Here is a 24,693-nt window from a genome sequence, read left to right as displayed (position 1 = left end):
CTGGGTTATCCCCAGACTTTTATTTTATTATATCCTTCTTTCAGTCCTTCTAAAGGTCCAACAGCCGGTGTTTCACAGCGTACGGCACCGTTATAGTCAGTATCCAGAACAATGGATTCACCGTCAGGGCCATCAAAGGGGGCTTCCGGAATGCGGACCATACCCAGTGTTTCTGTGGAGATGATTCCGGCGGGCATATGAAGCATCTCTTTTTCTGCATGGATTTCCAGATAGGTTTCCTCTCCCTCCACGGAGATTTTTACCTGGGGATCAGCAGCACTTGTGTAGTTCTCTTTCTCCGCGTCAAATGCCGGGGCATTTTTCAGATAAGCGTTGTGATTGATGTAGGCAGGCTGTTTTACCTGTTCAAACATTTCCAGGTCCTCATTTCCCATGGAAGCAACGGTTTCCATATATTCCTCCAGGGTTTTGGTGGAGCCGTTGTAGCCTATGGTTCCGCATAAGGACTGCTCCGTATAGGCATCCACGCTGCCCACGAAAATGTTGTTGTACAGACGGTCATCTCCGCCGTATACAGGTGTGGTGCCGGCAACTTCCGTGCTGTGCGGGAAGTGATAGGGAGTGGATCGGTTCAGGACATCCTCTCTTCTCATGGTTCCGCAGCACAGGTTGTGGATATATGCACCGCCCTGGGCGATATTGTCGAAGTTGTAGGCAGAGGCAAAGATGTTGTTGTCTACCATATAAGGCCCGTGAGTCACTTCCACCATCAGGTCACGGTCGTTGTTATAGTACAGGTTTTTGCTGACGCGCGTGCCCTGTGCCTGCCAGTCAAGCCAGGTGCCCAGAGTACAGTCATGGATATTGTTGTCGTGGATCTGTACGTCAATGGCTGCGTGCAGCTTGATGCCTGCGATCTCATAGCCGAAATACTCGTGTTTTACGGCAATATTATAGATATGGTTGTTGTAGATCTGGCTGAACACACAGCCCATATGGCCTACGATACCATTCTGTCCGCAGTCATAGATGACGTTGTTGCGGATAATGTGGGAACCGATCTTTTCCTTGCTCCAGCCAATCTTCAGGGCGCGGAACACTGCCTCCATCTGATACTGGTATCCCGGTTTTCTGTGTCTTCTGGTGCAGAGGTTATGGCCTGTGGAGGCCTCCTTGCCAATGCTGATGCCGCTGCATTTCGCATCATGTATCATATTGTTTTCAATGATCCAGCCCTTGCTCCAGTTAGCACCCAGAAGGCCCGGCTGGTCAGCAGTAGGCGGTGTCCAGGGGCAGGCAGCCTGTGCCATCTCAAAGCCGCGCACGGTGATATAATTCATGCCAGTTTTTTCAGGGTAGAAGCAGCACTTACGCACATTGATCTCGGTCAGCTCTTTGTTGGGATCAGCTCCCTGGAAATTGGCGTAAATATATGTATTTTCATGGTCTGTCTCAGCATACCACTGATAAATGGTCCACTCTTTATCTTTGATGGGTTCCGGGTGTTTGGTCCACGGCGGGTTGTATCCCTCTGTGCGGATCTGGGGATTTCTCACCTCATCCAGGGATTTTGCTTCGTAGAAAGATTTGCCGTTTAAGTAGACATCTCCTGCATGGACGGAATTGTCATCCGGATAGATGAACCAGTCACCCCAGAGCGGCTCTTTGTAGGGATTGTAGTCACCGAAAACAGTGTTTGGAATCACTGCTTTCCAAACGGTCCCCTCTGTATTCTCCCAGTTTTGGATCCGTTCGGAGCCTTTTATCACGACCTTTTCTCCCTCGGCTGCCTCGTATACAATACGGCTGATGTCGCTGTAGCCGCTGTGTTCCGGCTTGACCCATTCCCGGTACTCGCCCTCATGTACAATGACTTTGTCTCCTGTCTCGGCGGCTTTGGCTGCCCTTTGTATGGTTCGGAAGGGATCCTCTTTCGTCCCCTTTGCATAGTCAGAGCCGGTGACGGCTACATGGTATTCTCTGTTCATGATTTTTCCTCCTGTCATAAACCTTTTCATGTCTATAAGTATAGACAATGGGGAGGGAAGGGACAAGACGAATTTTGGGGGATTTTCCTTGAAATTTGTGTCACAGTTGTGTCCGGTGAAAAAAAGGTGTATAATCAGAAAAACGAACATATTTTCGAAAAAGAGGTGGCGTGAATGATATTGAGTGTGAGCCGAAGGACAGATATACCGGCCTATTACCGGGACTGGTTTTTTAAAAGGATTGAGGAGGGATATGCCTGTGTCCGCAATCCTTTTAACTTTCATCAGGTGAGCAGGATATCCCTTAAGCCGGAGGTGGTGGACTGTATTGTGTTCTGGACCAAGAATCCGGTCCCTATGTTTGAGAAGCTGCCGCTTCTTGATCCGTATATGTATTATTTTCAGTTTACTCTGACCGGGTACGGAAGGGATGTGGAGCCGGGGCTGCCGGATAAGAAACAGGTTTTGATTCCCGCGTTCCAAACACTGGCAGAGACTATAGGGGCAGAACGGGTGGTGTGGCGCTATGACCCGGTTTTCTTTAATGCCCGCTATACACCGCAATATCATCTGCGGGCATTTTCCGGAATCGCAGAGGCGCTGGAGGGTTATACAGAGCGGGTGGTGATCAGTTTTCTTGACTACTATCCGAAGATAAAAAAGAACCTGGAAATGCTGGAATGTGAGAATTTGGAGGAGGAAAGCCTGGGCAGATTCGCCGGGGAGCTGGCCCGCACTGCCCATGTTCACGGTATGGAGATCGTGACCTGCGCGGAAAAAGCAGACCTGCAGAAATACGGGATTGCCCACGGAAGCTGTGTGGACGGGGAACTGATCCGGCGTCTGTGCGGCTGCAGCCTGGATGTGAAAAAAGACAAAAACCAGAGAAGCGAATGCGGCTGTGTGGAGAGTATAGATATCGGTGCCTATGATACCTGTCCCCACGGATGCCTGTACTGCTATGCCAACCAAAGCAGCCGGGCCGCCGCAGCCGGGCGAAGGAGATACACGGCAGAATCCCCTATCCTGTGCAGTGAGATACTGCCGGAGGATAAAGTGACAGAGCGGAAGGTCAAGTCCCTGAAGAGGATGCAGGAGAGCTGGATTCTTATTTAGGCTGCGGCCGTGCCACAGATCGGCAGCGAAAAACTGGTGTTTTATCTATCTAAATCTCTTCTAAAAACCCTTTCACATATGCAAGCGCTGCCCCCACCGGCACCGAATCCCTTGCGGCCTCGGACAAAAAGATAAAATCCGCCTCATCCGGAAACGCGGATTTTTCCTTCACTTTTTTATGGAGCGCAGCCAGATCCTCCTCTGTCAGATAAGGCGCCATATGCCCGCCGAGGATCACATCGCAGTCCATCACCATATGCAGGTTATTTACCGCCGTGGAAAGATTCTCCAGATACTCCTCAAAACGTACCTTGTTCTCTTCCTTTCCATTCCTGAGTCCGTCAAAGAATTCTTCCAGGCTCTCATCCTCCAAAAGCAGAGCATTGACAGAACAGTATGTCTCCATGCAGCCGGATTTGCCGCAGTAGCACTGCCTGCCGCCGGGAATCAGGGTCATATGCTCCACCGCGCCGCCGTGGTCCTGTTTTCCCATCACGGTCTGTCCGCCGATGATCACCGCACCGCCCAGATGCTTGCCGATGGAGAGATAAATGGCGTCGGTCAGATCCCTGCGGTTCCACAGCTCTGTGGCAGCGGCACATTTGGCATCGTGCAGGAACATACAGGGATATGGAAGGTATCCGGAAAGGGCAGTGATCTTAAGCCCTGTATAACCCAGGGTCTTGCCAAAGATGATCTCCTGTCCGTCGGCTGTTGTCAGACCCTGTACAGCAAAGCCGATACCCAGAATCTGTTTCTTCGTAAATCCGCTGTCCTCAATAAAGGTGCTGACATATCCGGCGATCTCTTTATAGTAGGCATCATCATTTCTGTACAATAACTCATATTCCATACATCCGCAGATCTGCCCCTTCAAGTCAACGGCCAGAATCCGAATCTGCTTCTTTAAAATCTCCACACCGATTCCGATCCCTGCCTGCAGGCAGAGTGTGTAGGCAACGGCTTTTCTCCCCACCTGGGATGCAAACTGTCCTCCCTTTTCAATCAGGCCGGCATCCTCCAGAGCAACCAGATTCTGTGTGACCGTGGGCAGGCTGAGATGAAGCTGGTTGGCAATCTCCTGCTTGGAGAGCTTTTCCTGCTCATACAGCAGGTTGTAAATTAAAGAATAATTGTTTTTCTTTATATCCGTCAATGTAATATTTCCCATGTTTCTTTTCCTTTCTCTGTGAAAATCTATACCATGATTCCGACCCGGCAGACACATTGGCCCGGAGATTTGTAAAGGATATTTATAAAAAAACTTTATACAATAGAGTATAGCACAAACAGCCGGCAAACACCTTTGGTAGAAATTCATAAAAATCCCCATCCATATTTGGATAGTTATACATATTGACGAATTGATATCCGGGGATTATTATATAAATAGATTTTACAAAATGATTTTACAAAATAGAATCACAAAAACAAATCCACTTTGAAAAGGAGAAAAAAACATGGGAATTATCGAGAAAATGAGACTGGACGGGAAAGTATCTTTCGTAACAGGAGGCGCCAGAGGTATCGGGAAACAGATCGCAATCGCCCTTGCAGAGGCCGGCAGTGATGTGGCAATCGTGGACGTGGATATTGAGGAGGCAGAGAAGACAGCAGGTAGCATTGCCGAGGAAAACGGTGTGAAGACCATTGCCATCAAGACGGATGTCACAAAGCCGGAGGAAGTAAATGCCATGATGGAAGAGATCGTGAACACATTCGGCAAGCTGGACGCAGCGTTCTGCAACGCAGGCATCTGCATGAATATCCCCTGTGAGGAGATGACCTACGAGCAGTGGAAGAAAGTGATTGATATCAATCTGAGCGGCGTATTCTTAACCGCCCAGGCAGCGGCAAAGCAGATGCTGAAACAGGGACACGGCTCCATCATCAACACAGCCTCCATGTCAGCCCACATTGTAAATGTACCGCAGCCCCAGTGCTCCTACAATGCCTCCAAGGCCGGTGTGATCCAGCTTACAAAATCCATGGCCATTGAGTTCGCAAAACGCGGCGTGAGAGTAAACTGCATCAGCCCGGGATACATGGGAACAGAGCTGACCCTCAACTCCCCCAGCCTGAAACCCCTGATTGAACAGTGGAATGCCATGGCTCCTATGGGCCGTATGGGCCGTCCGGAAGAGCTGCAGTCCATCGCCGTCTATCTGGCAGGAGATACCAGCAGCTTTACCACAGGTTCTGATTTTATTGTGGACGGAGCGTTCACCTGTTTCTAAAAAACACCTGAAAAAATGTCTGCTGAAGGAGAACAGGAATGGAATATTTATTAGGTACAGATATCGGCACATCCGGTACAAAGACCATTTTAATGGACACAGAGGGGAATCTGATCGCAAAGCATCTGGTGGAGTACGATGTGCTGACACCGCGCCCTTTATGGGCAGAGCAGTGGCCGGACGTATGGCTTGAAGCGGCCCGCAGTTCTATCAGGGAAACCGTGCTGAAATCAGGCATCGCGAAAGAGGACATAAAGGGCCTGGCTGTCAGCGGGCTCTACGGCGGTTCCGGAATCCCTCTGGACGAGGAGATGCAGCCGGTGCGCCCCTGTCTGATCTGGATGGACAGGAGGGCACAGGAGGAAAGCGACTGGGTACTTTCCCATATTGGGGAAGAAAAGCTTCTGGAGATCACCCAGAACGGCGCTGACCCATACTACGGCTACACGAAGATGCTCTGGATCAAGAACCATGAGCCTGAAAACTGGGAGAGAACAAAGCTTTTTCTTCCGCCAAATGATTATGTGATCTACCATCTGACAGGAGAGATCGTCATTGACTATTCCTCGGCGGGCAATATCGGCGGCATATTCGATATGCGCACCAGAACCTGGTCAGAGGAAATGATGGAGGCCATGGGAATCCCCATGGAGAAAATGCCTGCAAAGCTGGTGGAATCCACGGATATTGCAGGCGGTCTGACAAAGGAGGCGGCAGAGAGCCTGGGACTTATGGAGGGAATGCCGGTTATTGCAGGGGGCATTGACTGCGGCGCTGCCAATATCGGCCTGGGTGTGCTGGAATCCGGCATCTACGCAGCGGCCATCGGGACATCCATGTGCGCGGCTTTGATTTCTGATAAACCCGTAAAAGGGAACGGGCTTATCGTGTGGCCGTATCTGTACGATGCCAAAAATCTCTCCTATTATTTTGCAGGGGGAGCCACAGCGGGGGCCATTGTAAAATGGTTCCGGAATACGTTTGGCGGGGAAGAGAATAATTCCTATGATGTGCTGAATGCCATGGCGGAGAAAATCCCGGCGGGCAGTGAGGGACTTGTGGTCCTTCCTTATTTCATGGGAGAGAGAAGTCCGGTCTGGGATTCTGACGCCAAGGGTACCATTGTGGGACTTTCCCTGGCACATACGAAAGGGCATCTGTACCGGGCATTTTTAGAGGCGGTTGCCTATTCTCTGAGGGACGCCATGGAAGCCACCGGGGAGGATTTGGGCGAGTATATTCTCCTGGCCGGAGGGGTCACAAAGTCCCGGGTTTGGAGACATATTTTCGCGGATGTGACCGGTTATCCTGTGGTCTGCCCCAAGCAGGATGTGGAGGCGAACATGGGGGATGTGATTCTGGCAGGCATCGGCACAGGCATTCTTTCCTATGAAAAAGTGAAAGAGTGGCAGGTGCTGGATGAAAAGATCATGCCGGATGAGAAGAACCATGAAAAATATAATGAGTATTTTGAGCTGTACCACTCTGTCTACCGGAATTTGAAAACAGACATGAAGAAGCTGACAAAACTGGCAGAATAGAGATAGATATAAAAGGAAGAAAAAGAAAAAAGATATGGAGGAAGGAATATGGAGCAGGCAGTAAATTTGCAGAACACCTCACAAGCGGGATACACCGCAGGGGCGTCTAAGTGGAAGAAAAGGATTGGATACGGGGTGGGGGATCTCGGATGCAATCTTGTATTCAGCACCATGGCGTCCTATCTCATGATATTTTATACAGATGTATTTGGAATCTCGGCAGCAGTGGCAGGAACCCTGATGCTGGTCACAAAGTTTATCGACGCGCTGACTGACACAGGCATGGGTATCCTTGTGGACAGGACCCACACAAAATGGGGACAGGGAAGGCCGTATTTCCTTGTGGGCGCGGTTCCCTTTGCCGTCTTTACCATCATGACATTCTTTGTGCCGGATTTTCATATGACGGGAAAGATCATCTGGGCTTATGTGACGTACTGTCTGCTCTGCACGGCTTACACGGTGGTGAACATTCCGCTGAATACCATTGTTCCGCGTCTGACCTCAGATCTGCATGAGAGAAACTGCCTGGTTTCCTCCCGTATGATCTGCGCCATGATCGGGACAGCCATTGTTATGACCATCACCTCTCCCCTTGTGGAGTTTTTCGCAAAGGGAAATGCCGGTAAGGGTTATCTGGTGACCATGACCATCTACGGAATCGCGGCCATGCTTATTTTTGTAGTGACATTTTTAAACACCGAGGAAGTGGTGCCGCCCTCTGTCAAGCGGGAAAAATCTTCCCTGGCACAGGATTTAAAAGGGCTGACAGGCCAGAGCGTAATATTCTTTGCCGTGAACTTTTTGTATTTTGCCATCTATGTGGTGCGAAATACTACGGTTATCTATTACTTTACCTACAATCTCCAGAAGACAGAATGGCTGACCTTTGTGGGACTCTTCGGAATCCTTTCAGGACTTCCCATGCTCCTTGTGCTGCCGTATCTGGAGAAGCGGATGTCAAAGAGAAATGTCATGCTTCTGAGTGTGGCTATTTATATGGCGGGTGACCTGATCATTTACTTCGGCAAGACCTCTGCAGTATGCCTGATCATCGGTCTGGCTGTCACAGGACTTGGCATTTACGGTATATTCGGCACGACCTTTGCCATTCAGCCGGATGTGATCGATTACTCTGAGTACAGGAAAAACAAAAGTGTTTCAGGTCTCATCGCCGCTTTCCAGGGCTTCTTTGTAAAAGCCAGCATGGGACTTGCAAGCGCCGTCATCGGCCTTCTTCTGAAAAAGGGCGGCTATGTGGCAAATGCGGCCCAGACGCCTAAAGCACTTGCCTATATTGAAGCCAGCTTTATCTGGATTCCTATGGCGCTCTGTGCAGTCATCGGTGTGGTGATGTGTTTCTACAAGCTGGATAAGGAACGTGCAGATATGGATGTGGAGCTGGAGAGAAGAAGACGTTCCCTGAACGCCGGCTAGAGCCTGTGGGGGAAATGTATTTCGTGCGGGAAAAGCCTGATATTGTGAGTATGATATTGACATTCTTCCAAAAGAGTCATAAGATGCGGGAAAGAAAAGCAAAAGGAGAATGTGATATGATATTTCAGAATAATAAAAAGGCATGGGTGATTTTTGCCGTGACACTGGTCCTCAGTGTTCCTGCGTTTTTTATGCTGAAGGGAGATACCCAGATCTTTGTGTTTCCTGCTATACAGGCAGCCCTTCTCCTGCTGGGAAGCACAGAGTTTGTGAAGACCTGGTGCATGAATTACAAGCTGAGCGTTATGCGGAGTGAAAACCAGTATTATCTCATGCTGTTTCTGGGAGTTTTACTGATGCTGTTTGTGGGAATCGGATATTTTTATAACCTATATATAGAATTGACGTCTTTACATACATCCTGCAATTAAATGTAGATATTCGTCACTTATTACGGTATAATGTCAGCAGCGGCTGGGAAAGACCGGGAATATATGAAGATGGGAGCGTGAGGGTGACGGATACAGAAGAATCACTGGGAATCATTTTCGGAGCAGATGACATACGGCAGTCCAGCCTGGAACATCTGGCACGCTACAGTGTGCTGCTGCGGATGAAAAAGGGGCAGCACCTGTATCGGGAGAGAGAAGAGATTGTCACAGTATATGCCGTAGTGAGCGGCACTGCCGCGTTATATAAGATGAATGCCATGGGCGAAAAAAAGGTGATTTTCGTTCTGGGAAGGGGAAGCCTGTTAAATGAGGAGATCCTTCAGGACCTGCCGGAGCCTGTGAGCTGCGAGATCATGGAGGAGGCCCTGATACTGGCAGTCCCCAGAAAGCAGCTTCTGGCACTGATGGAGACAGACGCAAGGCTCATGCGCTTTCTGTTTTCCTCCCAGTCCCATAAGGTCCGCAGACTGTACCGCCAGTTAAAGAACACCACCAATGCCACCAGAGGGGAAAAGAAGATGGCAGCCAAGCTGTGGAAACTGGCCCGCGACTATGGGAAGAGGGAGAAGGACGGTGTCCGCATCTGTCTGAAACTGACGGTGACCCAGCTTGCGGATATGCTGGGGACGAAAAGGGAGACAGCCTCCCGCCAGCTCAAAGTTCTGGTGGAACAGGACCTTGTCCGTTATGATAAGAATACCTTTGTGATACCGGAACCGGATGCATTAAACAGTTACTTCAAAGAATAAGCAGAAAACCGTGATTTTTGTCACGGTTTTTTTGTATGTGTGGAGTTATCCTTTTAAATAGAAGAAAACACGGAAGAAATCGTGATATTTCAGGAAAATAGGAGGAAGTCATGAAGAAAATACAATCCACCTGCAATTACTGTGCCATAGACTGTAATCTGGATTTTTATGTGGAGGACAACAGGATTATGAAGGTTGTCCCCACAAAAGGCTATCCGGTCAATGACGGATTCTGCTGTATCAAAGGGCTGTCTCTGGACAAGCAGCTCACAGTGAAAAAGCCGTCTCCTCTGCCGAAGATCAGACAGGCGGACGGGACCATGAAGGAAGTGCCCTGGGAGGAGGGCTTTCAGTATGTAGCTGACAAGCTCAAAGAGCTCCAGGCAAAATACGGAACGGAGAGCGTGGCAGGCATCAGCACCGGACAGCTTACCATGGAGGAATTCGCACTGTTCGGCCATGTGATGCGCAACTATCTGAAGACAAACGTGGACGGCAATACCCGTCTCTGTATGGCCACAGCAGTGGTTGCACATAAACAGAGCTACGGTTTTGACGCTCCCGGATATACACTGAAGGACCTGGAGCTGTCCGACACCATCATCCTCATAGGAGCCAACCCGGTGGTGACACATCCCATCGTGTGGGGGAAGATCAAGGACAACCACAACAAGAAGCTGATCGTCATTGACCCGAGAAAATCAGAGAGTGCGAGAAACGCGGATTACTGGTACGGCCTGAAGCACAAGAGCGATCTGTACCTGTATTATGCCATTGCCAATCTTCTGATCGAGAAAGATTATATTGATAAGAAATACATAGAAGCGCACACGGAAAAGTTCCGGGAATTCAAGGCATTTGTAAAAGACTATACTTTGAGCGGGGCTGCGGAGAAGACGGGCCTTTCCGAGGGGCAGATCCTGGAGCTTGTGGAGCTGATCCACACAGGAAAGCGTGTTTCATTCTGGTGGACCATGGGCGTGAATCAGGGGTATGAGGCTGTCCGTACAGCCCAGGCTGTCATCAACCTGGCTTTGATGACGGGAAATATCGGGCGTCCCGGAACAGGTGCCAACTCCATTACAGGCCAGTGCAATGCCATGGGTTCCCGTTCCTACAGCAACACCGCTGTACTCTATGCAGGCGGCGACTTCACCAATCCTGCCAGAAGAGCAAGGGTGGCGGAGGCACTGGGCGTGGAGGAGAGCGTGTTGGCGGAAAAGCCCACGAAGACCTATAACCAGATCATCGAGGGGATCAATGCAGGAGAAATCAAAGGACTGTGGATCCTCTGCACCAACCCAAGACATAGCTGGACCAACAATGAAACTTTTGCTGAAGCTGTGAAGAAGCTGGAGCTTTATGTGGTGCAGGATATCTATGACACCATTGAAAGCGCTGAGGGCGCCACGGTATTCTTCCCTGTGGTATCCGGCATGAAGAAAGAGGGAACCTATATCAATCTGGAACGCAGGCTCTCCGCCATGCGGCAGGTGCTTCCAAGGGAGGAAAATGAAATATCCGACTACGAAGCCATCCTCGGAGTGGGAAAAGCCCTGGGCATGGGAGAACTTTTGAAGGGATGGGAGACGCCAAAGGACTGCTTTGCACTTATGCGGGAATGTTCCAGGGGAATGCCCTGCGACATTACAGGGGTGACATGGGAGGGACTTGAGAATTCCCATGGAATCCAGTGGCCGTTCCGGGAAGGGGAAACCCTGAAAGAGGACCAGAGAAGGCTTTATGAAGACGGCAGATTCTTTACACCGTCCAAAAAAGCGCAGTTTATATTTGAAACACCCATGGAAAACCCTATGCCCACAACAGAGGAATTCCCATATGTGTTCAACACCGGGCGTGGCTCTGTGGGCCAGTGGCATACTCAGAGCAGGACAAAGGAAGTGAAGTTTGTGGAAGATGTCTCTCTGAAAAAGGCATATCTCTACATGCATCCCGCCACTGCAAAGCATCACGGTGTAAAAGAAAATGACAGAATCTGTGTGTATTCCGCCAATGGGCAGAACGCTGAGTTCGCTGTGAAGATCACGGACCATGTCAGGGAAGACGAGCTGTACGCGCCCATTCATTATATTGAGTGCAATAAGCTCACGCCATCCATATATGATTCCTATTCCAAAGAACCATCCTACAAATCAGCGGCTGTCCGCTTTGAAAAAAGATAAGGGGGAACGAAGATGTATCGGATTAAAATAGACCGCAGCAAATGTATCGGCTGCCTGACCTGTGTCACCGCCTGCGTGGTCAGCCATGAGACGGACAGCGGGGATTCCAGAAACCGCGTGGTGATTGACAGTGAGACAAAACCGGCTCCCATATTCTGCCGGCACTGCGAGCGGCCGGAGTGCGTTTATACATGCATGACAGGAGCCATGAGCAAGAATCCCGAGACAGGATATGTGGAATACGACAAGGACCGCTGCGCAAGCTGCTATATGTGCATTATGTCATGTCCCTTCGGCATTTTGAAAAGTGACAGCCACAAGCACAAGGAGATCATGAAGTGCAACATGTGTGTGCACAGAAGCAGTGATAAAAAAGGCGCCCCTATGTGTGTGGAAAAATGTCCCATGCAGGCGATTACATTTGAGGAGGTGTAGGCTATGAAATATGTGATTCTGGGTTCCTCCGCAGCCGGTGTCAATGCGGCAAAAGAGATCCGCAGAGTGGACGAGGACGGGGAGATCCTCATGATCTCCAGGGATGAGACCATTTATTCCAGGTGTATCCTCCACCATTATCTGGGAAATATAAGGACAGTACAGCAGCTTGATTTCACAGAGCCTGATTTTACGGAAAAATACAGGGTCCGGTTTATGAAAGGCAGGGAGGCGGTTTCCGTTAACTGTGAAGAGCGCACCGTTTTGCTGGCAGACGGAGAGCGTGTAGGATTTGACAGGCTTCTCATTGCCACAGGCTCCCACACCTTTATCCCCCCTGTAAAGGGTATGAGGGAAGCGGGAAATGTCATCGGCTTCAGGAACCTGTGTGATATTGACAGGATCAAAGAGGCCCTGCCAAGGGCAGAGCATGTGGTAGTCATGGGTGCCGGGCTTGTAGGCCTGGATACAGTTTCGGGCCTGCTGGAAAATGACGTAAAGCCCGTGGTCGTGGAACTGGCAGACCATCTGCTGTGCAGACAGCTTGACAAAAAAGCCGCTGCCGTCTACGAGGCTGCCATGAGCGAAAAGGGAGTCAGGCAGTATTACGGCACCGGTGTGCAGGAGCTGTTCTGTGACAGGGAGGGAAATGTTAAGGAGCTGCTTTTGTCAGACGGCAGCAGAATCCCCTGTGATCTCCTCATTGTGACAGCCGGTGTGCGGGCTAATGTGGAGTTTCTGGAGGGATGCCAGGTGGAGACAGACCGGTTCGGCCTTCTCTTTGAGGAAACCGGTGAGACGAACGTGCCGGGGATCTACGGGGCCGGGGATGTATCCGGCAGGGCACCTATCTGGCCTGCAGCTGTCAAGGAGGGCATTATTGCCGGCAGCAATATGGCAGGTGGGAAGCGGAAGATGACAGACTTCTTTGCCAGCAAGTCCACCATGAATTTCTTCGGGATACCCACCATGTCTCTGGGACAGGCAGAACCGCAGGATGAGACGGAGCTGGTGGAGACACAGGAGGGAAAAGACGGATATAAGAAGATCATCCACAAGAACGGGCGGATATTGGGAGCTATCATCCAGGGGGATTTATCCTACAGCGGAGTACTCCAGCAGCTCATAGCCAGGAGAATTGATGTGTCCAGGGTGAAAAAACCTATTTTTGAAATTGATTACTCTGACTTTTTCCATGTGGGTGACAACTTTGAATACTATTATCAGGAGGACATAAAAGATGAATAGACTGGAAAAATTACCTGTGCCCATACTGCCCACATTTGTAGGCGCACTGACTCTCAGCAACGTATATGCGGGATTCGGCTATAGCTGGCTGCGGCATTTTATGATGTGGACAGCCCTGATCGTCATGGTCTGTTATATTGTCAAGATCATACGGTTTCCCAAAACATGCCTGGAGGAGTACAAGAACGTAGTGCCGGCAAGCCTCTACGCAGGATTTTCCATGGTCACCATGATACTGGGAAGTTATTTCTATGAACTGGGATTTGCAGGCGGAAAGTTCATCTGGGCCGCAGGCCTTGCCATCCATACGGTACATTTGATCGTGTTCACGGTCCGAAATATGGTCATGAAATGCGACATCAACACCTTTGTGCCAAGCTGGTTTGTTACATACAATGGTATTATGGTGAGCTGTGTGACAGGGGGAGCCATGAATGCCAAAGGGATACTGACCGTGGTCACATATTACGGAATCGCCATCTATGTGATCCTGGTGCCCTTTATGATCTGGAGGCTTATGAAGGTGGAAGTAAAACCGGCAGTCTATCACACCATGGCGGTTCTGCTTGCGCCCTGCAGCCTCTGCGTCGTGAGTGTGCTGAATGTGCTGGATGACCCCAACAGGATTCTGGTAACACTTCTGTACCTCTGCGTGCTTGCGTCCCTGGTTTTCATTGTCATAAAGCTGCCGAAATTCTTTTCCTTTCCCTTTGCACCGGGCTATGCGGGCATGACCTTCCCCATGGCTATCGGAATCGTGGCTTCCGCAAAAATGGGGGCGTTTCTCACCGCGCAGGGACAGGAGGGACTGGGCAGTGCCGTGAACCAGCTTGCAGGCTTTCAGACATTTCTCACAACCATGATCATCGGTTATGTACTGCTCCGTTTCTTTATGATGCTGATAAAGACAGAGGCAAAATAGAAAATAAGTGAAAAACAACGCCGGATACCAGTAGGAAATACATGAGTATCCGGCGTTGTTTTTATGTTTTAAGGATACATACCTCAGACTTCTTTCAGAAATCCCAGTGTACTGTTTGCTGCCGTACCGCTTATGACGTAATGGGCGGTGTTCCCGCAATCCTCCGCGTACACAAAAATCTGATGGGCCTCCCGGTCCGGTCCCTGGGGAACTTCCGCGTAGAAGGTGATACAGGAGCCCTCCGGTATCCCGTGATCCTTCAGACTGATGGTGGCAGAACTGCCCGCTGCCACCATCATATGTCCCTTCTCACAGATACGGCTGCCTTTGCCGTCCACGTAGACAAAGCCCGGACGGACAATGAAATCTCCCTGGTTTTTCAGTGTGATATGGCTGATTTCCCTCATGTAAATACTCCTTTTCACAGAATATCCTCTATAGATACTCTATGCAAAAGGCCGGGAAAACAGTATTCCTACTTAAACGCCACCTCCAGGCGCACCGGCTGGTGGTCTGTATGTTCAAATCCCACATCAATGACGTTCACATTTCTGACGGCCAGATTGTCTGACACGATAAATCCGTCGATGACATAGACCTGTGAGGTGTCATAGGAACCGGTGTACGGGGCGTTCAGAAGACGGCAGGTGGGATAGGTGTCATCAATGGCAAAGGAAAAGTGATCCGGCAGGTCATCGGTTCCGATCACGCCCGGCGCCCAGTCTTCCTTATTGGTGACAGGATATTTGTCCACACCCTCAAAGGTCTGGTTAAAATCACCGCCGGCGATCACATAGTTCCCTTTTTCGTATTCTGCTTCCAGAATGTCCGCCAGCATTTTGCTCTGAGCGATTTTGCCCTCGCCGCTGTCGTAAGCTTCCAGGTGGAAGTTGATGAGCACCAGTTCTTTTTCCGAATCCTGAAGCGGAAACCGGGTGACAAGAAGACAGCGCTTCAGATTGCAGGTCTTGATAGGCCAGGAGAAGGATTCCGGAAGGGAAATCCTGCTGGCACCGGCCACATAGTTGTCAGTCAGCGTTACAAGCCCGCTCTCCACATGTCCAATGGGAGGGAGGGGATAAGGAACATAATCGCATTTGAAGTTATACGCGAAGAAGCTGTTTTTTTCAAGGGCTTTGCTGTAAGCGCTGCGCTCATCTATATGGTATGAGCGGGTGGAGTCTATATCCACTTCCTGTAAAAAGTATGCGTCAGCCGGATTATCCTGCAGTACCTTTGTGATGCCTTCCATATTTTCTTCCACCAGGGCTTTGGAAGCGGGTTTTACTTTCGTACCGCCGTCCATGAAGAAGTCCTCGTCTTTGCTGAGGCCGGCATATCCCGTATTGTAGCTCATGACTGAGAAGGGGCTGCGCAGAGAAATGAACGCACCGTCCTTATAATTTCCCTCCAGGGATTCCTCCGCCTTCGGACGATATTCCCGCACAGTCAGATAAACCAGCAGAAGCAGTAAAATACCGGCAAGTATAAGCAGCAGGATACCGAAGCCTTTTAAAACAGTTTTTGCCTTACTCATAAAATCCCTCCTCTTTTTAGCTATATTCCCATTATAATCGACAGTGCGGGAGACTGTAAAGGAGTTTCTTTGTTCAATTGACGAGCACACCGGAGTCATATATAATATAAGTAATAATCGGGAAGAAGGAATGTTATGCAGAAGAAAAAAAGATGGATAACAGCCGGCCTCCTTATCCTGACGGTGGGGGTCATTATCGGCGCCTCTTTTTATTACGGTACTTACATTCATGACATTCTGGAAAAAGAGACGAACGCCTATGCGCAGGAGCTTGCCCAGCAGAGCATCAAGCTGATCAATGAGAGGGTCGACAACGACTATCTGTATCTGGAAGGAATCTCAGACTCCATAGGCGGCCAGAAAACATCAATCCATTCTCAGAGGGTCCTGGATATTCTGGAACAGAAGTCAGGCATTACACGCTTTACAAGGCTTGCCGTGGTGGATTTGGACGGCATCATGTATTATAACGGCATGGAACAGCAGATCCTGGTAAAGGACCGTGCGTATTTTCAAAAGGCCCTTCAGGGCCAAAGCTCGGTGGAGAGCTATGTGGCTGAGGACGGAAGCAGCCGTACCATGGTCATCAGTGTGCCCATTTACCGGGACGGGGAGATACAGGGGCTTGTGCTCGGGCAGTATACCATGGATGAGCTGGAGCATCTCATGTCCATTCGCTATTTCAACGGGGAAGGGTACAATTATATCACGGACTCCAAAGGCGAGGTCCTGGTGCACTCAGCCAAAGGGGACGCCAGGCAGAATGTGCTGGAGGATCTGAAGCATGTGATCAGCAGGGATTTTACCGCCCCGGACCTGGAAAAATTTGCGGACAACATGCAGAAGGGAGAGAACGGATACATACGCTATCAGAAAAGCGGTGAGGATTTTATACTGGAATACACTGCCACAGGGATCAATGACTGGTATCTGCTGCTGGTGGTTCCGTGTAATGTGGTGGATGTCAAGACGCGGAACGTCATTGACGGCACAGCCTTTTACTGCGTGTTCATTCTTCTGGTGCTGGGGCTTATGGCATTCGGAATGCTGAACGGCCGGCGCAAGAACCACAGACAGATCAGACGGGCATATGAGAATATCCGCTCCATTTACCGGACAGTGCCCAGTGCAATCGTGCGTTTCCGTCTGGACGATAAGTTGTCTATACTGGATTCCAATGACGGGTTTTATCAGTTTATGGAATACACTATGGAGGATTATGAGGAGAGATACGGCAGATTCCTGCAGCCCGTTTTAGAGGAGGAGGACAGGGAATGGTTTTTGAAGCTGAAAGAGGGACTTATCTCCAGAGAATTTTTGATTCTGTGCAGGGACGGACAGCGCAAATGGGCCTATGGAAATTTTGATGTGCAGATGCAGGAGGGGGCTCTGGTGGTGCAGTGCGCCTTTATTGATATCAGCCGTCAGATGCAGCAGCTCTCGGAGGCTGTGCAGAGTGCCAGCAGGGACCCGCTGACAGGGCTGAAGAATAAAAGAGCTCTGGAACAGGAAGTGGAGAGTGTCATAGCGGAGAGCGGCAGCGCAGGAGCGTTCATGATCATGGATCTGGATAATTTTAAGAATGTGAATGATACCTTCGGTCATCCAAACGGAGATAAAGTGCTGCAGCTTTTCGCAGCCTGTCTGAAAAATACCTTCCGGGGCGATGACTTTATCGGGCGTCTGGGCGGCGATGAGTTTGTGGTGTTTATGAAAAATGTTAATGAACGCCAGAAGATAAGCAGAAAAGCAGAACAGCTCATGGATAATTTCCAAAGCAGCCTGCCAAAAGAATTCAGCGGATGTAAGCTGTCTGTCAGTATAGGCGTGGCCTCTGTTCCGAAGGACGGTATCACACAGCCGGTTCTGTACCGGAAGTCAGATAAGGCTTTATACGAGGCGAAGAAAAGAGGCAAGAACCAGGTCTGTTTTTATGAGGAATAGTGGAAAGGGTATGGAAACCGCGCAGGAATGCGGTTCCCATACCCTTAAATTGTCTGCAGAAACTGATCGATATAAGAAAGTGCTGCGCCGACCGGCGGAGCAAGCTGTCCGTGGGTGCTCAAAAAGATAAAATCATCCGGGAGACTGTACGGGGAGCTGTCCTGTATGCGTTTGGTAAGTTGCACCACATCTTCCCCTGTAATATAAGGAGCCAGGTAGCCGCTGATGATGATGCGGCAGTCAAGTATAACGTTCAGGTTGCAGAGGGCAAAGGCCAGGTGGTCCAGATAGTCCTCCCATATGTCTGCAAACGCGGAATTTCCACGGCGCAGCTCCCGGAAAAAGGAGGGGATATCCGTCTGCGCCGCCCGTTCCAGACTGTCCGCGGAACAGTAGGTTTCCAGACAGCCGTGTTCCCCGCAGTAACAGAGCGGGCCGTCAGCCTGAATGCACATGTGTTCAATGGACCCGCTGTGCATGCCAAGGCCTGTGTGGACCTTTCCGTTTATAATGACCGCGCCGCCCAGGTTTTGGTTCAGAAGAACTACAATGGAATCCCGGAATTTTTCCTGATGCCAGGTCTCCAGATAGGCGGCAGCCTTGGAGTCGTGTTCCAGACGGCAGGGGTATGGGATATAGCGGGAGAAGTCAGAGAGCTTCATGCCCGTATGCTCCAGTATCCTTCCGTAGCTTACAGTGCTTCCGTCGGGGGAGATAAGTCCCTGAATGGCAATGGAGGCCCCTAAGATATGTTCTTTTTCTATGCCGTATTTATCCACAAAGGCGGTGAGCCTTCTGCCGACCTGTTCACAGTAGGCGTCTGAGGCTTCAAAGGGAAGGGCGCAGGATTCCTGATACAGAATATTGCCGTAAAGGTCTATGGCAGCCATGTGCAGGGTCTTTCTGAGCACTTCAATGCCCAGTGCGATTTTGGCGTCCGGAAGGATACGGATCGCATGGGCCTTTCTTCCGCCTGTGGATTCAAAGTATCCTTTCCGTTCGATGAGCCCTTCCTCTTCCAGAAGCTTCAGGTTCTGGGTCACTGTGTTCATGCCCATCTGCAGGGCAGCGGCGATCCCCTGCTTGGATATGGTGCGGCTTTCATAGATAAGGTGGTAGACTTTGCTCTTATTTATTTTTTTGATTTCCATTGTGGTCATGCCTGTTGTGTTCATAAAAGTTCCTCCCGGGGAATATCTGTCTCTATTTTAGTATGGACAGGGGAAAATGACAAGTGGGGATTCAAAACGAAAGGGGCGGAGAAGGGGGAAACGGTATCCGGTAACGGGCGGCTGCAGCATTTTGGATAAAAATCGCAAAAGAATATTGGTATAAATGTCTATTGTATTTTTTTGTACCTTGCTATATAGTGAACTTATGCGTAAGACATAACTATAAGTTTAGAGCGAAAGTATAGAAAACTGAGAAAGTGGAGGAAATAGGGATGAAGAGTGCAGTATTTTACGGAAAACATGATCTGAGAGTGGAGGAGCATCCGATGCCTGAGGTTGGGCCTCATGATGTGCTGATCCAGGTGGAGGCATGCGGTGTGTGCGGAACAGATGTACATATTTATGAAGGGGATAAAGGAGCTGCGGAGGTAACGCCTCCCACTATTTTAGGACACGAATTTTCCGGCGTGATCAGGGAAGTGGGAAGTGAAGTGAAGAAGTATAAGGCCGGGGACAGAGTCTGCATTGACCCGAACTGTTACTGCGGAGCCTGTGATCCCTGCAGAAACGGAGTTGCCCATTTCTGTGAAAATATGATGGGATACGGTACAACGGTAAACGGCGGTTTTGCGGAATACTGTGCAGTGGATGAGAGACAGGTGTATCTTCTGGGAGAGAATACTACCTTTGAGCAGGGAGCCATGGCAGAACCGGTGGCCTGCTGCCTCCACGGAATTGACATGTGTGAGATCCAGCCGGGACAACAGGTGGTCATCATCGGCGGAGGGATGATCGGTCTTCTTATGCTTCAGCTTGCAAAGCTGGCCGGGGCTGCCAAGGTGGCGCTTTTAGAGCCGGTGGAGAATAAGAGGGAAGTGGGAAGAAAGCTGGGGGCTGATGTGTGTATTGACCCTGTAAAGGAAGATGTGAAGGAGCGCCTTGCAGAGAACGGAATGGACTGGGTGAATGTGGTGATCGAGTGTGTAGGCCGCCCATCCACCATTGAGCAGGCGATTGAGATCGCGGGGAATAAGGCGGTTGTCATGATGTTCGGGCTGACGAAGCCGGATGAGGAGATTGCTGTGAAGCCGTTTCAGGTCTTCCAGAAGGAGCTGGTGCTGAAGGCTTCTTATATCAATCCCTATACACAGAAGAGGGCGCTGGACCTGATCAATTCAGGAAGGCTGGATGTGAGCAGTATGGTGTATGAGGTGTGCAGTCTGGATAAATTGGAAGAAATTTTGAGCAGGCCGGAGGTGAGGGCAAAAGGGAAGTATGTGATCTCACCTAAGATGTGAAAAATTTAAAAGAGTGCAGAGCTGAAAGGCTGCCGGGCGGGAATGGCTATAGGGCTGTTTCCTTCCGGCAGTTTTAAATTGAACCGACTACTTATCCGTGAAACAGCAACTGTGACTTTGTTACATTAGAAAAATATATGGGAAAAAGACTTGACATTTGGAACTGTAACTAATATAATTTCAGTATGAACTGTAACAAAGAGAATAACAATATGGAGGTTGGACCATGAGAAGACGGAGACAATATTTAATGGCAATGGCGGTGACAGCTCTGGTAACAGCCGGGGTGCTCGCCGGGTGTGGAAATAAAGAAGACAGTACAACTAAGACCGAGACACAGACAGAAGAGAACGCGGGAAGCCAGAAGGACGGAAGTGTGACCTCAAAAAGCGCCGGCGAGGATGCAGCTGATAAGGCGCAGACTGACGGACAGCAGGAGAATAAGGACAGTGCCAAAGAAGATGGACAGAAAGCTGATTACCAGGATCAGCAGACTGAGAGTCAGGAAAAAAGTCAGGATCAGCAGGCAGATGCGGAGAATGAGACCGATAAAAATGAGATCTTCGGCGAGTTTAAGACCAAGACGCTGGACGGAAAGGATGTGAATCAGGACATATTTGCTGAGGCGGACCTGACTATGGTGAATATCTGGGGAACGTTCTGCGGACCGTGTATCAGAGAGATGCCGGATCTTGGGGAACTGAGCCGGGAATATGCGGATAAGGGCTTCCGGATGGTTGGGATCATCAGTGATGTGAGCCAGCCGGAGGATGAGACAGCACTTGAAATTGTGGATAAAACAGAGGCGGATTATACACATCTTGTCATACCGGATGATGCCAATATGCAGTACAGAATCTTGAGAAATGCCCAGGTTGTGCCCACAACTATTTTCCTGGATAAGAACGGAAACCAGGTAGGGGAGACGTATCCCGGGGCGAAAAGTAAGAAACAGTGGATTGCAGTGATAGACAAAATGCTTGAGAAGGTGCAGAATGAGTAGGAGAAAGGCAGCAGTTTTAAGGAGTCTGCTTCTTGTGGCGGCAGCGGCATTTATTATATTTGGCGCAAGCCGGGGGGAAGTGGATACCGTGTTTACAAAAGCAGTGAATATATGTCTGGAGTGTATAGGAATTGGCTGAATTTTTGCAGAAGATCCGAAACAGAATGCGGCTGATCGTGCAGGTGGGATTTACGGCACTGACCAATGGCTATGTTTTGGGATTTATCAAAGGAAAAATATATAAAGGTCCCACCAAGGCGCTGTGTGTGCCGGGGCTTAACTGCTACTCCTGTCCGGGAGCGCTGGGGGCCTGTCCCATCGGTTCCCTGCAGGCAGTGCTGGGAAGCCGGAATTACCGGTTTTCCTTTTATATTATCGGTTTTCTGATCTTTATCGGTTCTCTGATCGGAAGATTTGTATGCGGGTGGCTGTGTCCTTTTGGACTGATCCAGGATCTGCTTTATAAGATCCCTTTTTTCAGAAACAGAAAGAGGAAGAACCTGCCCGGACATAAGTGGCTGGTATGGCTGAAATATGTGATATTAGTGGTGTTTGTCATTCTGATGCCCATGTTCTATGTGGATATCATCGGGCAGGGAAGCCCATGGTTCTGTCAGTTTATCTGTCCAAGCGGAACCCTGACAGCCGGTATTCCCCTGGTACTTTTAAATGAAGACCTGAGAGGGGCCATCGGTTTTCTGTTTGCCTGGAAGGCAGCGATTCTGGCTGCAGTGGTGCTTCTGTCCATTATGGTATACAGGCCGTTCTGCAAATATCTGTGTCCTCTGGGTGCCATTTACGGGCTGTTTAATCCCATTGCCCTGTACCGGTATCAGGTGGACGAGACAAAATGCAACCGGTGCGGGAGCTGTCAGAGAGCCTGCAAGATGGATATCCGGGTATGGGAAACCCCAAACAGCAGGGAGTGTATCCGCTGCGGTGACTGTATCAAGAGCTGTAAATGCGGTGCTATATGCACAACTATGAAAAAGAATAAGGAAAAAGAACAAGAGTGAGGGTGAGTGAAATGACAAGTGAATTTGCGATCGCGGTACATGCATTGGTTTATCTGAACCACAAACAGGAGACTCTGGCCAGTGAAGAGCTGGCGAAGAATGTCTGTACCAATCCGGCACGCATCCGGAAGGTCATGGCAAAACTGAAAAAGAAGGAGCTTATTGCCACAAAAGAGGGACAGAACGGAGGATACCATACTTCCATGAAGGCAGCGGATGTGAATCTTGCCATGATTTACGACGCGCTGGAGATTGAGGCGGTGTGTGCGTCCTGGAAATCCGGCAATCCGGATATGAACTGTATGGTAGCTTCGGGTATGGCAGATATTATGGATGACATTTACGGACAGCTCAATGAAGTGTGCAGAGAGAAGCTGTGCAGGATCACAATAGCCGATATTGACAATAAAATATTTCACAGAGAAGAAAGGTGAATGAATATGAAAAAATATGATGCGGTAATCATCGGATTTGGCAAGGGCGGCAAGACACTGGCAGGCAAGCTGGCAGGGCAGGGGAAAAAGGTGGCGATGATCGAGAAGGATGCAGGCATGTACGGCGGAACCTGTATCAATGTGGGATGTATCCCGTCAAAATCCCTGGTCAGAAGCTCCGGACTGGCATTTAATAAAAAAGAGGCTTCCCCGGAGGAGAGGGCTGCGGATTATGAGGCAGCCATTGATGAAAAGAGACGGCTCACCGCTATGCTCAGGGAAAAGAATTTCAGGAAACTGGATGACCTGGACAATGTGGATGTATTTAACGGGACCGCATCCTTTGTCTCCAATACGGTTGTGGAGGTGAAGACAGCTCTTGAGACCTTTGAAATCGAAGGGGAGAAAATCTTTATCAACACAGGAGGAACCCCTGTGATTCCGCCGATCAAGGGTCTGGAGGGGAATCCCTATGTACATACCAGTGCCACACTGATGGATCTGAGAGAATATCCGAAACGTCTTGTGATCGTGGGCGGCGGTTATATCGGTCTGGAATTCTCCTCCATGTATTCCGGCTTCGGCACAGAAGTGACGGTTCTGCAGGATGGGGAAGTGCTGATCCCGAGAGAGGACAGGGACGTGGCGGAAGCCATACAGGGCGTGCTGGAAAGCCGCGGCGTAACCTTCAAGCTGGGATCCAGGATTTGGGAGATCGCCCAGGCAGACGGCCATGCGCTGGTGAAGCTCACCTATAAAGGTGAAGAGGAAATCCTGGAAGCAGATGCGGTGCTGATCGCAACAGGAAGAAAACCCAATACGGAGGGGCTGCACCCGGAACGAGCGGGAGTAGAGCTGAATCAGCGGGGCGCAGTGGTGGTGGATGATGAACTGAAGACCACAGCGGATAATATCTGGGCCATGGGTGACGTGCACGGAGGCCTGCAGTTTACCTATACATCCCTGGATGATTTCAGGATCATCTGGTCCCGCATGATCGGCGGCAGCTACGGGCTTTCCAAAAGAAAAGCGGTTCCCTACAGTGTGTTTATCTCTCCGTCCTATTCCCGGGTGGGCATGAGTGAAACAGAAGCCAGAAAAGCGGATATTCCGGTGAAAATAGCCAAACTTCCCGCGGCTGCCATTCCAAAAGCCCAGGTTCTGAAGGAGCCTCAGGGTATGTTAAAGGCAGTGATCCATGAGGAGACAGGCCAGATATTGGGAGCCATGCTTCTGTGCGAGGAGTCCTATGAGATGATTAACACCATAAAACTGGCAATGGATCTCGGCGCTCCGTATCAGGTACTGCGCGACCAGATCTATACACATCCCACCATGAGTGAGGCGTTCAACGATCTGTTTAATATGTGATGAAAAAAGAATTGCTATTTTTCCTGTTTCTGCTATAATAAATTCATTACTTTACATTCATAAAGAGAAACAGGGGAAGCAACATGAGAGATAAGAAAGATTTTGGCTGTAATATTGTCCTGATCGGATTTATGGGAGCAGGGAAATCCACCATTGCCCGCACACTGAGTGAAAGGTACGGCCTGGAAGTGGTGGAGATGGACCAGCTTATCTCCGAGAGGGAGAACATGAGCATACCGATGATTTTTGAGACGCGCGGAGAGGAATACTTCCGCAGTCTGGAGACAGAGCTTTTGATAGAGCTGCAGGACCGGAAAAATGTGGTCATATCCTGCGGCGGCGGCGTACCCATGCGGGAGCGCAATGTTGCGGAGATGAAAAAAAACGGCAGGGTGGCCTTGTTGTCAGCTTCTCCGGAGGTGATTTTGGAGCGGGTGAAGGACAGCCACGACCGTCCGGTCATTGAGGGCAGAAAGACTGTGGAGTACATCCGTTCGCTTATGGAAAAACGCAGAGAAAAATATATGGCAGCAGCCGATTTTATTGTCAATACGGACAAAAAAAGCGCAGAAGAAATCTGCAGGGAACTGGTGGAAAAATTGGAAGAATGTAACAAAAATATTAAATAATGTTACAAGAAAAAACGGCG

The 24,693-nt window shown here is 49.8% G+C and carries 23 protein-coding genes; 18 read left to right on the top strand and 5 right to left on the bottom strand.

Translation table 11 applies throughout. The annotated features are described in order from the left end of the window. Positions 1-5: 5 nt before the first annotated feature. The gene (locus tag MUB35_RS16610; RefSeq protein WP_054351845.1) at positions 6-1,949 is read right to left on the bottom strand and encodes a right-handed parallel beta-helix repeat-containing protein; all 1,944 of its coding nucleotides are present in this window, start codon (positions 1,947-1,949) and stop codon (positions 6-8) included. 174 nt (positions 1,950-2,123) lie between these two features. Here MUB35_RS16610 and MUB35_RS16605 point away from each other — a divergent pair, with 174 nt between their 5' ends. Then, the gene (locus tag MUB35_RS16605; protein ID WP_033141289.1) at positions 2,124-3,065 is read left to right on the top strand and encodes a DUF1848 domain-containing protein; all 942 of its coding nucleotides are present in this window, start codon (positions 2,124-2,126) and stop codon (positions 3,063-3,065) included. A gap of 49 nt (positions 3,066-3,114) precedes the next feature. Here MUB35_RS16605 and MUB35_RS16600 read toward each other — a convergent pair whose 3' ends face one another. Continuing rightward, positions 3,115-4,236, bottom strand: a complete 1,122-nt coding sequence (locus tag MUB35_RS16600; RefSeq protein ID WP_103731998.1) for an ROK family transcriptional regulator — start codon at positions 4,234-4,236, stop codon at positions 3,115-3,117. A gap of 289 nt (positions 4,237-4,525) precedes the next feature. Here MUB35_RS16600 and MUB35_RS16595 point away from each other — a divergent pair, with 289 nt between their 5' ends. From MUB35_RS16595 to MUB35_RS16555, 9 genes are all read left to right on the top strand, one after another. Then, on the top strand, positions 4,526-5,302 hold the full coding sequence (locus tag MUB35_RS16595; RefSeq protein ID WP_033141287.1) for an SDR family oxidoreductase: 777 nt from the start codon (positions 4,526-4,528) through the stop codon (positions 5,300-5,302). Positions 5,303-5,340: 38 nt separating this feature from the next. Next, positions 5,341-6,843 (top strand): FGGY-family carbohydrate kinase, encoded by a 1,503-nt coding sequence (locus MUB35_RS16590; RefSeq protein WP_033141286.1) that lies wholly within the window; start codon positions 5,341-5,343, stop codon positions 6,841-6,843. 48 nt (positions 6,844-6,891) lie between these two features. Further along, entirely contained in the window at positions 6,892-8,280 is a 1,389-nt protein-coding gene (locus tag MUB35_RS16585; RefSeq protein WP_244806511.1) for an MFS transporter, read from the top strand. 116 nt (positions 8,281-8,396) lie between these two features. After that, on the top strand, positions 8,397-8,711 hold the full coding sequence (locus tag MUB35_RS16580; RefSeq protein WP_148393168.1) for a hypothetical protein: 315 nt from the start codon (positions 8,397-8,399) through the stop codon (positions 8,709-8,711). An 83-nt stretch (positions 8,712-8,794) separates the two neighbouring features. After that, positions 8,795-9,481, top strand: coding sequence for a Crp/Fnr family transcriptional regulator (locus MUB35_RS16575; protein ID WP_081960307.1), 687 nt, complete (start codon positions 8,795-8,797; stop codon positions 9,479-9,481). Between the two features lie 110 nt (positions 9,482-9,591). Next, positions 9,592-11,664 (top strand): molybdopterin oxidoreductase family protein, encoded by a 2,073-nt coding sequence (locus tag MUB35_RS16570; RefSeq protein WP_033141284.1) that lies wholly within the window; start codon positions 9,592-9,594, stop codon positions 11,662-11,664. 12 nt (positions 11,665-11,676) lie between these two features. Continuing rightward, the gene (locus MUB35_RS16565; RefSeq protein WP_033141283.1) at positions 11,677-12,099 is read left to right on the top strand and encodes a 4Fe-4S dicluster domain-containing protein; all 423 of its coding nucleotides are present in this window, start codon (positions 11,677-11,679) and stop codon (positions 12,097-12,099) included. 3 nt (positions 12,100-12,102) lie between these two features. After that, positions 12,103-13,347 carry an NAD(P)/FAD-dependent oxidoreductase gene (locus MUB35_RS16560; protein WP_033141282.1) on the top strand — a complete coding sequence of 415 codons (1,245 nt, stop codon included), beginning with the start codon at positions 12,103-12,105 and terminating at the stop codon, positions 13,345-13,347. Continuing rightward, positions 13,340-14,269, top strand: a complete 930-nt coding sequence (locus MUB35_RS16555) for a TDT family transporter (RefSeq protein WP_033141281.1) — start codon at positions 13,340-13,342, stop codon at positions 14,267-14,269. The genes MUB35_RS16560 and MUB35_RS16555 overlap by 8 nt, the downstream gene beginning before the upstream one ends. Before the next feature lie 83 nt (positions 14,270-14,352). On the opposite strand, the gene MUB35_RS16550 is transcribed toward MUB35_RS16555, so the two are convergent. Then, a complete protein-coding gene (locus MUB35_RS16550; RefSeq protein ID WP_052099434.1) occupies positions 14,353-14,676 on the bottom strand; it encodes a hypothetical protein in 324 nt (107 codons plus the stop codon). A gap of 68 nt (positions 14,677-14,744) precedes the next feature. Next, positions 14,745-15,806, bottom strand: coding sequence for an endonuclease/exonuclease/phosphatase family protein (locus MUB35_RS16545; protein WP_033141280.1), 1,062 nt, complete (start codon positions 15,804-15,806; stop codon positions 14,745-14,747). Positions 15,807-15,941: 135 nt separating this feature from the next. Here MUB35_RS16545 and MUB35_RS16540 point away from each other — a divergent pair, with 135 nt between their 5' ends. Beyond that, on the top strand, positions 15,942-17,750 hold the full coding sequence (locus MUB35_RS16540) for a sensor domain-containing diguanylate cyclase (RefSeq protein ID WP_052099432.1): 1,809 nt from the start codon (positions 15,942-15,944) through the stop codon (positions 17,748-17,750). 44 nt (positions 17,751-17,794) lie between these two features. On the opposite strand, the gene MUB35_RS16535 is transcribed toward MUB35_RS16540, so the two are convergent. Then, on the bottom strand, positions 17,795-18,925 hold the full coding sequence (locus MUB35_RS16535; protein WP_033141279.1) for an ROK family transcriptional regulator: 1,131 nt from the start codon (positions 18,923-18,925) through the stop codon (positions 17,795-17,797). A gap of 269 nt (positions 18,926-19,194) precedes the next feature. On the opposite strand from MUB35_RS16535, the gene MUB35_RS16530 reads away from it, so the two are divergent. The 7 genes from MUB35_RS16530 to MUB35_RS16500 all read left to right on the top strand — a co-directional run bounded on the left by MUB35_RS16530 (position 19,195) and on the right by MUB35_RS16500 (position 24,673). After that, the gene (locus tag MUB35_RS16530; protein ID WP_033141278.1) at positions 19,195-20,220 is read left to right on the top strand and encodes a zinc-dependent alcohol dehydrogenase family protein; all 1,026 of its coding nucleotides are present in this window, start codon (positions 19,195-19,197) and stop codon (positions 20,218-20,220) included. Between the two features lie 226 nt (positions 20,221-20,446). After that, positions 20,447-21,223, top strand: a complete 777-nt coding sequence (locus MUB35_RS16525) for a TlpA family protein disulfide reductase (RefSeq protein ID WP_225305368.1) — start codon at positions 20,447-20,449, stop codon at positions 21,221-21,223. After that, positions 21,216-21,362 carry a CD1871A family CXXC motif-containing protein gene (locus MUB35_RS16520; RefSeq protein WP_181014437.1) on the top strand — a complete coding sequence of 49 codons (147 nt, stop codon included), beginning with the start codon at positions 21,216-21,218 and terminating at the stop codon, positions 21,360-21,362. The genes MUB35_RS16525 and MUB35_RS16520 overlap by 8 nt, the downstream gene beginning before the upstream one ends. A 25-nt stretch (positions 21,363-21,387) precedes the next feature. Continuing rightward, positions 21,388-22,239, top strand: coding sequence for a 4Fe-4S binding protein (locus MUB35_RS16515; protein WP_033141317.1), 852 nt, complete (start codon positions 21,388-21,390; stop codon positions 22,237-22,239). Between the two features lie 11 nt (positions 22,240-22,250). Next, positions 22,251-22,673 carry an RrF2 family transcriptional regulator gene (locus tag MUB35_RS16510; protein WP_033141316.1) on the top strand — a complete coding sequence of 141 codons (423 nt, stop codon included), beginning with the start codon at positions 22,251-22,253 and terminating at the stop codon, positions 22,671-22,673. A 6-nt stretch (positions 22,674-22,679) separates the two neighbouring features. Next, entirely contained in the window at positions 22,680-24,044 is a 1,365-nt protein-coding gene (locus MUB35_RS16505) for an FAD-dependent oxidoreductase (protein ID WP_033141315.1), read from the top strand. 83 nt (positions 24,045-24,127) lie between these two features. Beyond that, a complete protein-coding gene (locus MUB35_RS16500; protein ID WP_033141277.1) occupies positions 24,128-24,673 on the top strand; it encodes a shikimate kinase in 546 nt (181 codons plus the stop codon). The last annotated feature ends 20 nt before the right edge of the window (positions 24,674-24,693 follow it).

Source organism: Blautia sp. NSJ-175, assembly GCF_022867815.1.
Classification (GTDB): Bacteria; Bacillota; Clostridia; order Lachnospirales; family Lachnospiraceae; genus Blautia; species Blautia celeris.
Note: the sequence above shows the minus strand (reverse complement) of the source record. Positions and strands in the feature narration are given on the sequence as shown.

Bases quoted from the DNA above. Each gene is read 5' to 3' on its own strand.
- MUB35_RS16530 (WP_033141278.1), top strand. From the start codon at position 19,195: ATGAAGAGTGCAGTATTTTACGGAAAACATGATCTGAGAGTGGAGGAG.
- MUB35_RS16515 (WP_033141317.1), top strand. From the start codon at position 21,388: ATGCGGCTGATCGTGCAGGTGGGATTTACGGCACTGACCAATGGCTAT.
- MUB35_RS16545 (WP_033141280.1), bottom strand. From the start codon at position 15,806: ATGAGTAAGGCAAAAACTGTTTTAAAAGGCTTCGGTATCCTGCTGCTT.
- MUB35_RS16600 (WP_103731998.1), bottom strand. From the start codon at position 4,236: ATGGGAAATATTACATTGACGGATATAAAGAAAAACAATTATTCTTTA.
- MUB35_RS16505 (WP_033141315.1), top strand. From the start codon at position 22,680: ATGAAAAAATATGATGCGGTAATCATCGGATTTGGCAAGGGCGGCAAG.
- MUB35_RS16535 (WP_033141279.1), bottom strand. From the start codon at position 18,925: ATGAACACAACAGGCATGACCACAATGGAAATCAAAAAAATAAATAAG.
- MUB35_RS16610 (WP_054351845.1), bottom strand. From the start codon at position 1,949: ATGAACAGAGAATACCATGTAGCCGTCACCGGCTCTGACTATGCAAAG.
- MUB35_RS16500 (WP_033141277.1), top strand. From the start codon at position 24,128: ATGAGAGATAAGAAAGATTTTGGCTGTAATATTGTCCTGATCGGATTT.
- MUB35_RS16605 (WP_033141289.1), top strand. From the start codon at position 2,124: ATGATATTGAGTGTGAGCCGAAGGACAGATATACCGGCCTATTACCGG.
- MUB35_RS16590 (WP_033141286.1), top strand. From the start codon at position 5,341: ATGGAATATTTATTAGGTACAGATATCGGCACATCCGGTACAAAGACC.
- MUB35_RS16565 (WP_033141283.1), top strand. From the start codon at position 11,677: ATGTATCGGATTAAAATAGACCGCAGCAAATGTATCGGCTGCCTGACC.
- MUB35_RS16595 (WP_033141287.1), top strand. From the start codon at position 4,526: ATGGGAATTATCGAGAAAATGAGACTGGACGGGAAAGTATCTTTCGTA.
- MUB35_RS16550 (WP_052099434.1), bottom strand. From the start codon at position 14,676: ATGAGGGAAATCAGCCATATCACACTGAAAAACCAGGGAGATTTCATT.
- MUB35_RS16585 (WP_244806511.1), top strand. From the start codon at position 6,892: ATGGAGCAGGCAGTAAATTTGCAGAACACCTCACAAGCGGGATACACC.
- MUB35_RS16520 (WP_181014437.1), top strand. From the start codon at position 21,216: ATGAGTAGGAGAAAGGCAGCAGTTTTAAGGAGTCTGCTTCTTGTGGCG.
- MUB35_RS16510 (WP_033141316.1), top strand. From the start codon at position 22,251: ATGACAAGTGAATTTGCGATCGCGGTACATGCATTGGTTTATCTGAAC.
- MUB35_RS16555 (WP_033141281.1), top strand. From the start codon at position 13,340: ATGAATAGACTGGAAAAATTACCTGTGCCCATACTGCCCACATTTGTA.
- MUB35_RS16560 (WP_033141282.1), top strand. From the start codon at position 12,103: ATGAAATATGTGATTCTGGGTTCCTCCGCAGCCGGTGTCAATGCGGCA.
- MUB35_RS16525 (WP_225305368.1), top strand. From the start codon at position 20,447: ATGAGAAGACGGAGACAATATTTAATGGCAATGGCGGTGACAGCTCTG.
- MUB35_RS16580 (WP_148393168.1), top strand. From the start codon at position 8,397: ATGATATTTCAGAATAATAAAAAGGCATGGGTGATTTTTGCCGTGACA.
- MUB35_RS16570 (WP_033141284.1), top strand. From the start codon at position 9,592: ATGAAGAAAATACAATCCACCTGCAATTACTGTGCCATAGACTGTAAT.
- MUB35_RS16540 (WP_052099432.1), top strand. From the start codon at position 15,942: ATGCAGAAGAAAAAAAGATGGATAACAGCCGGCCTCCTTATCCTGACG.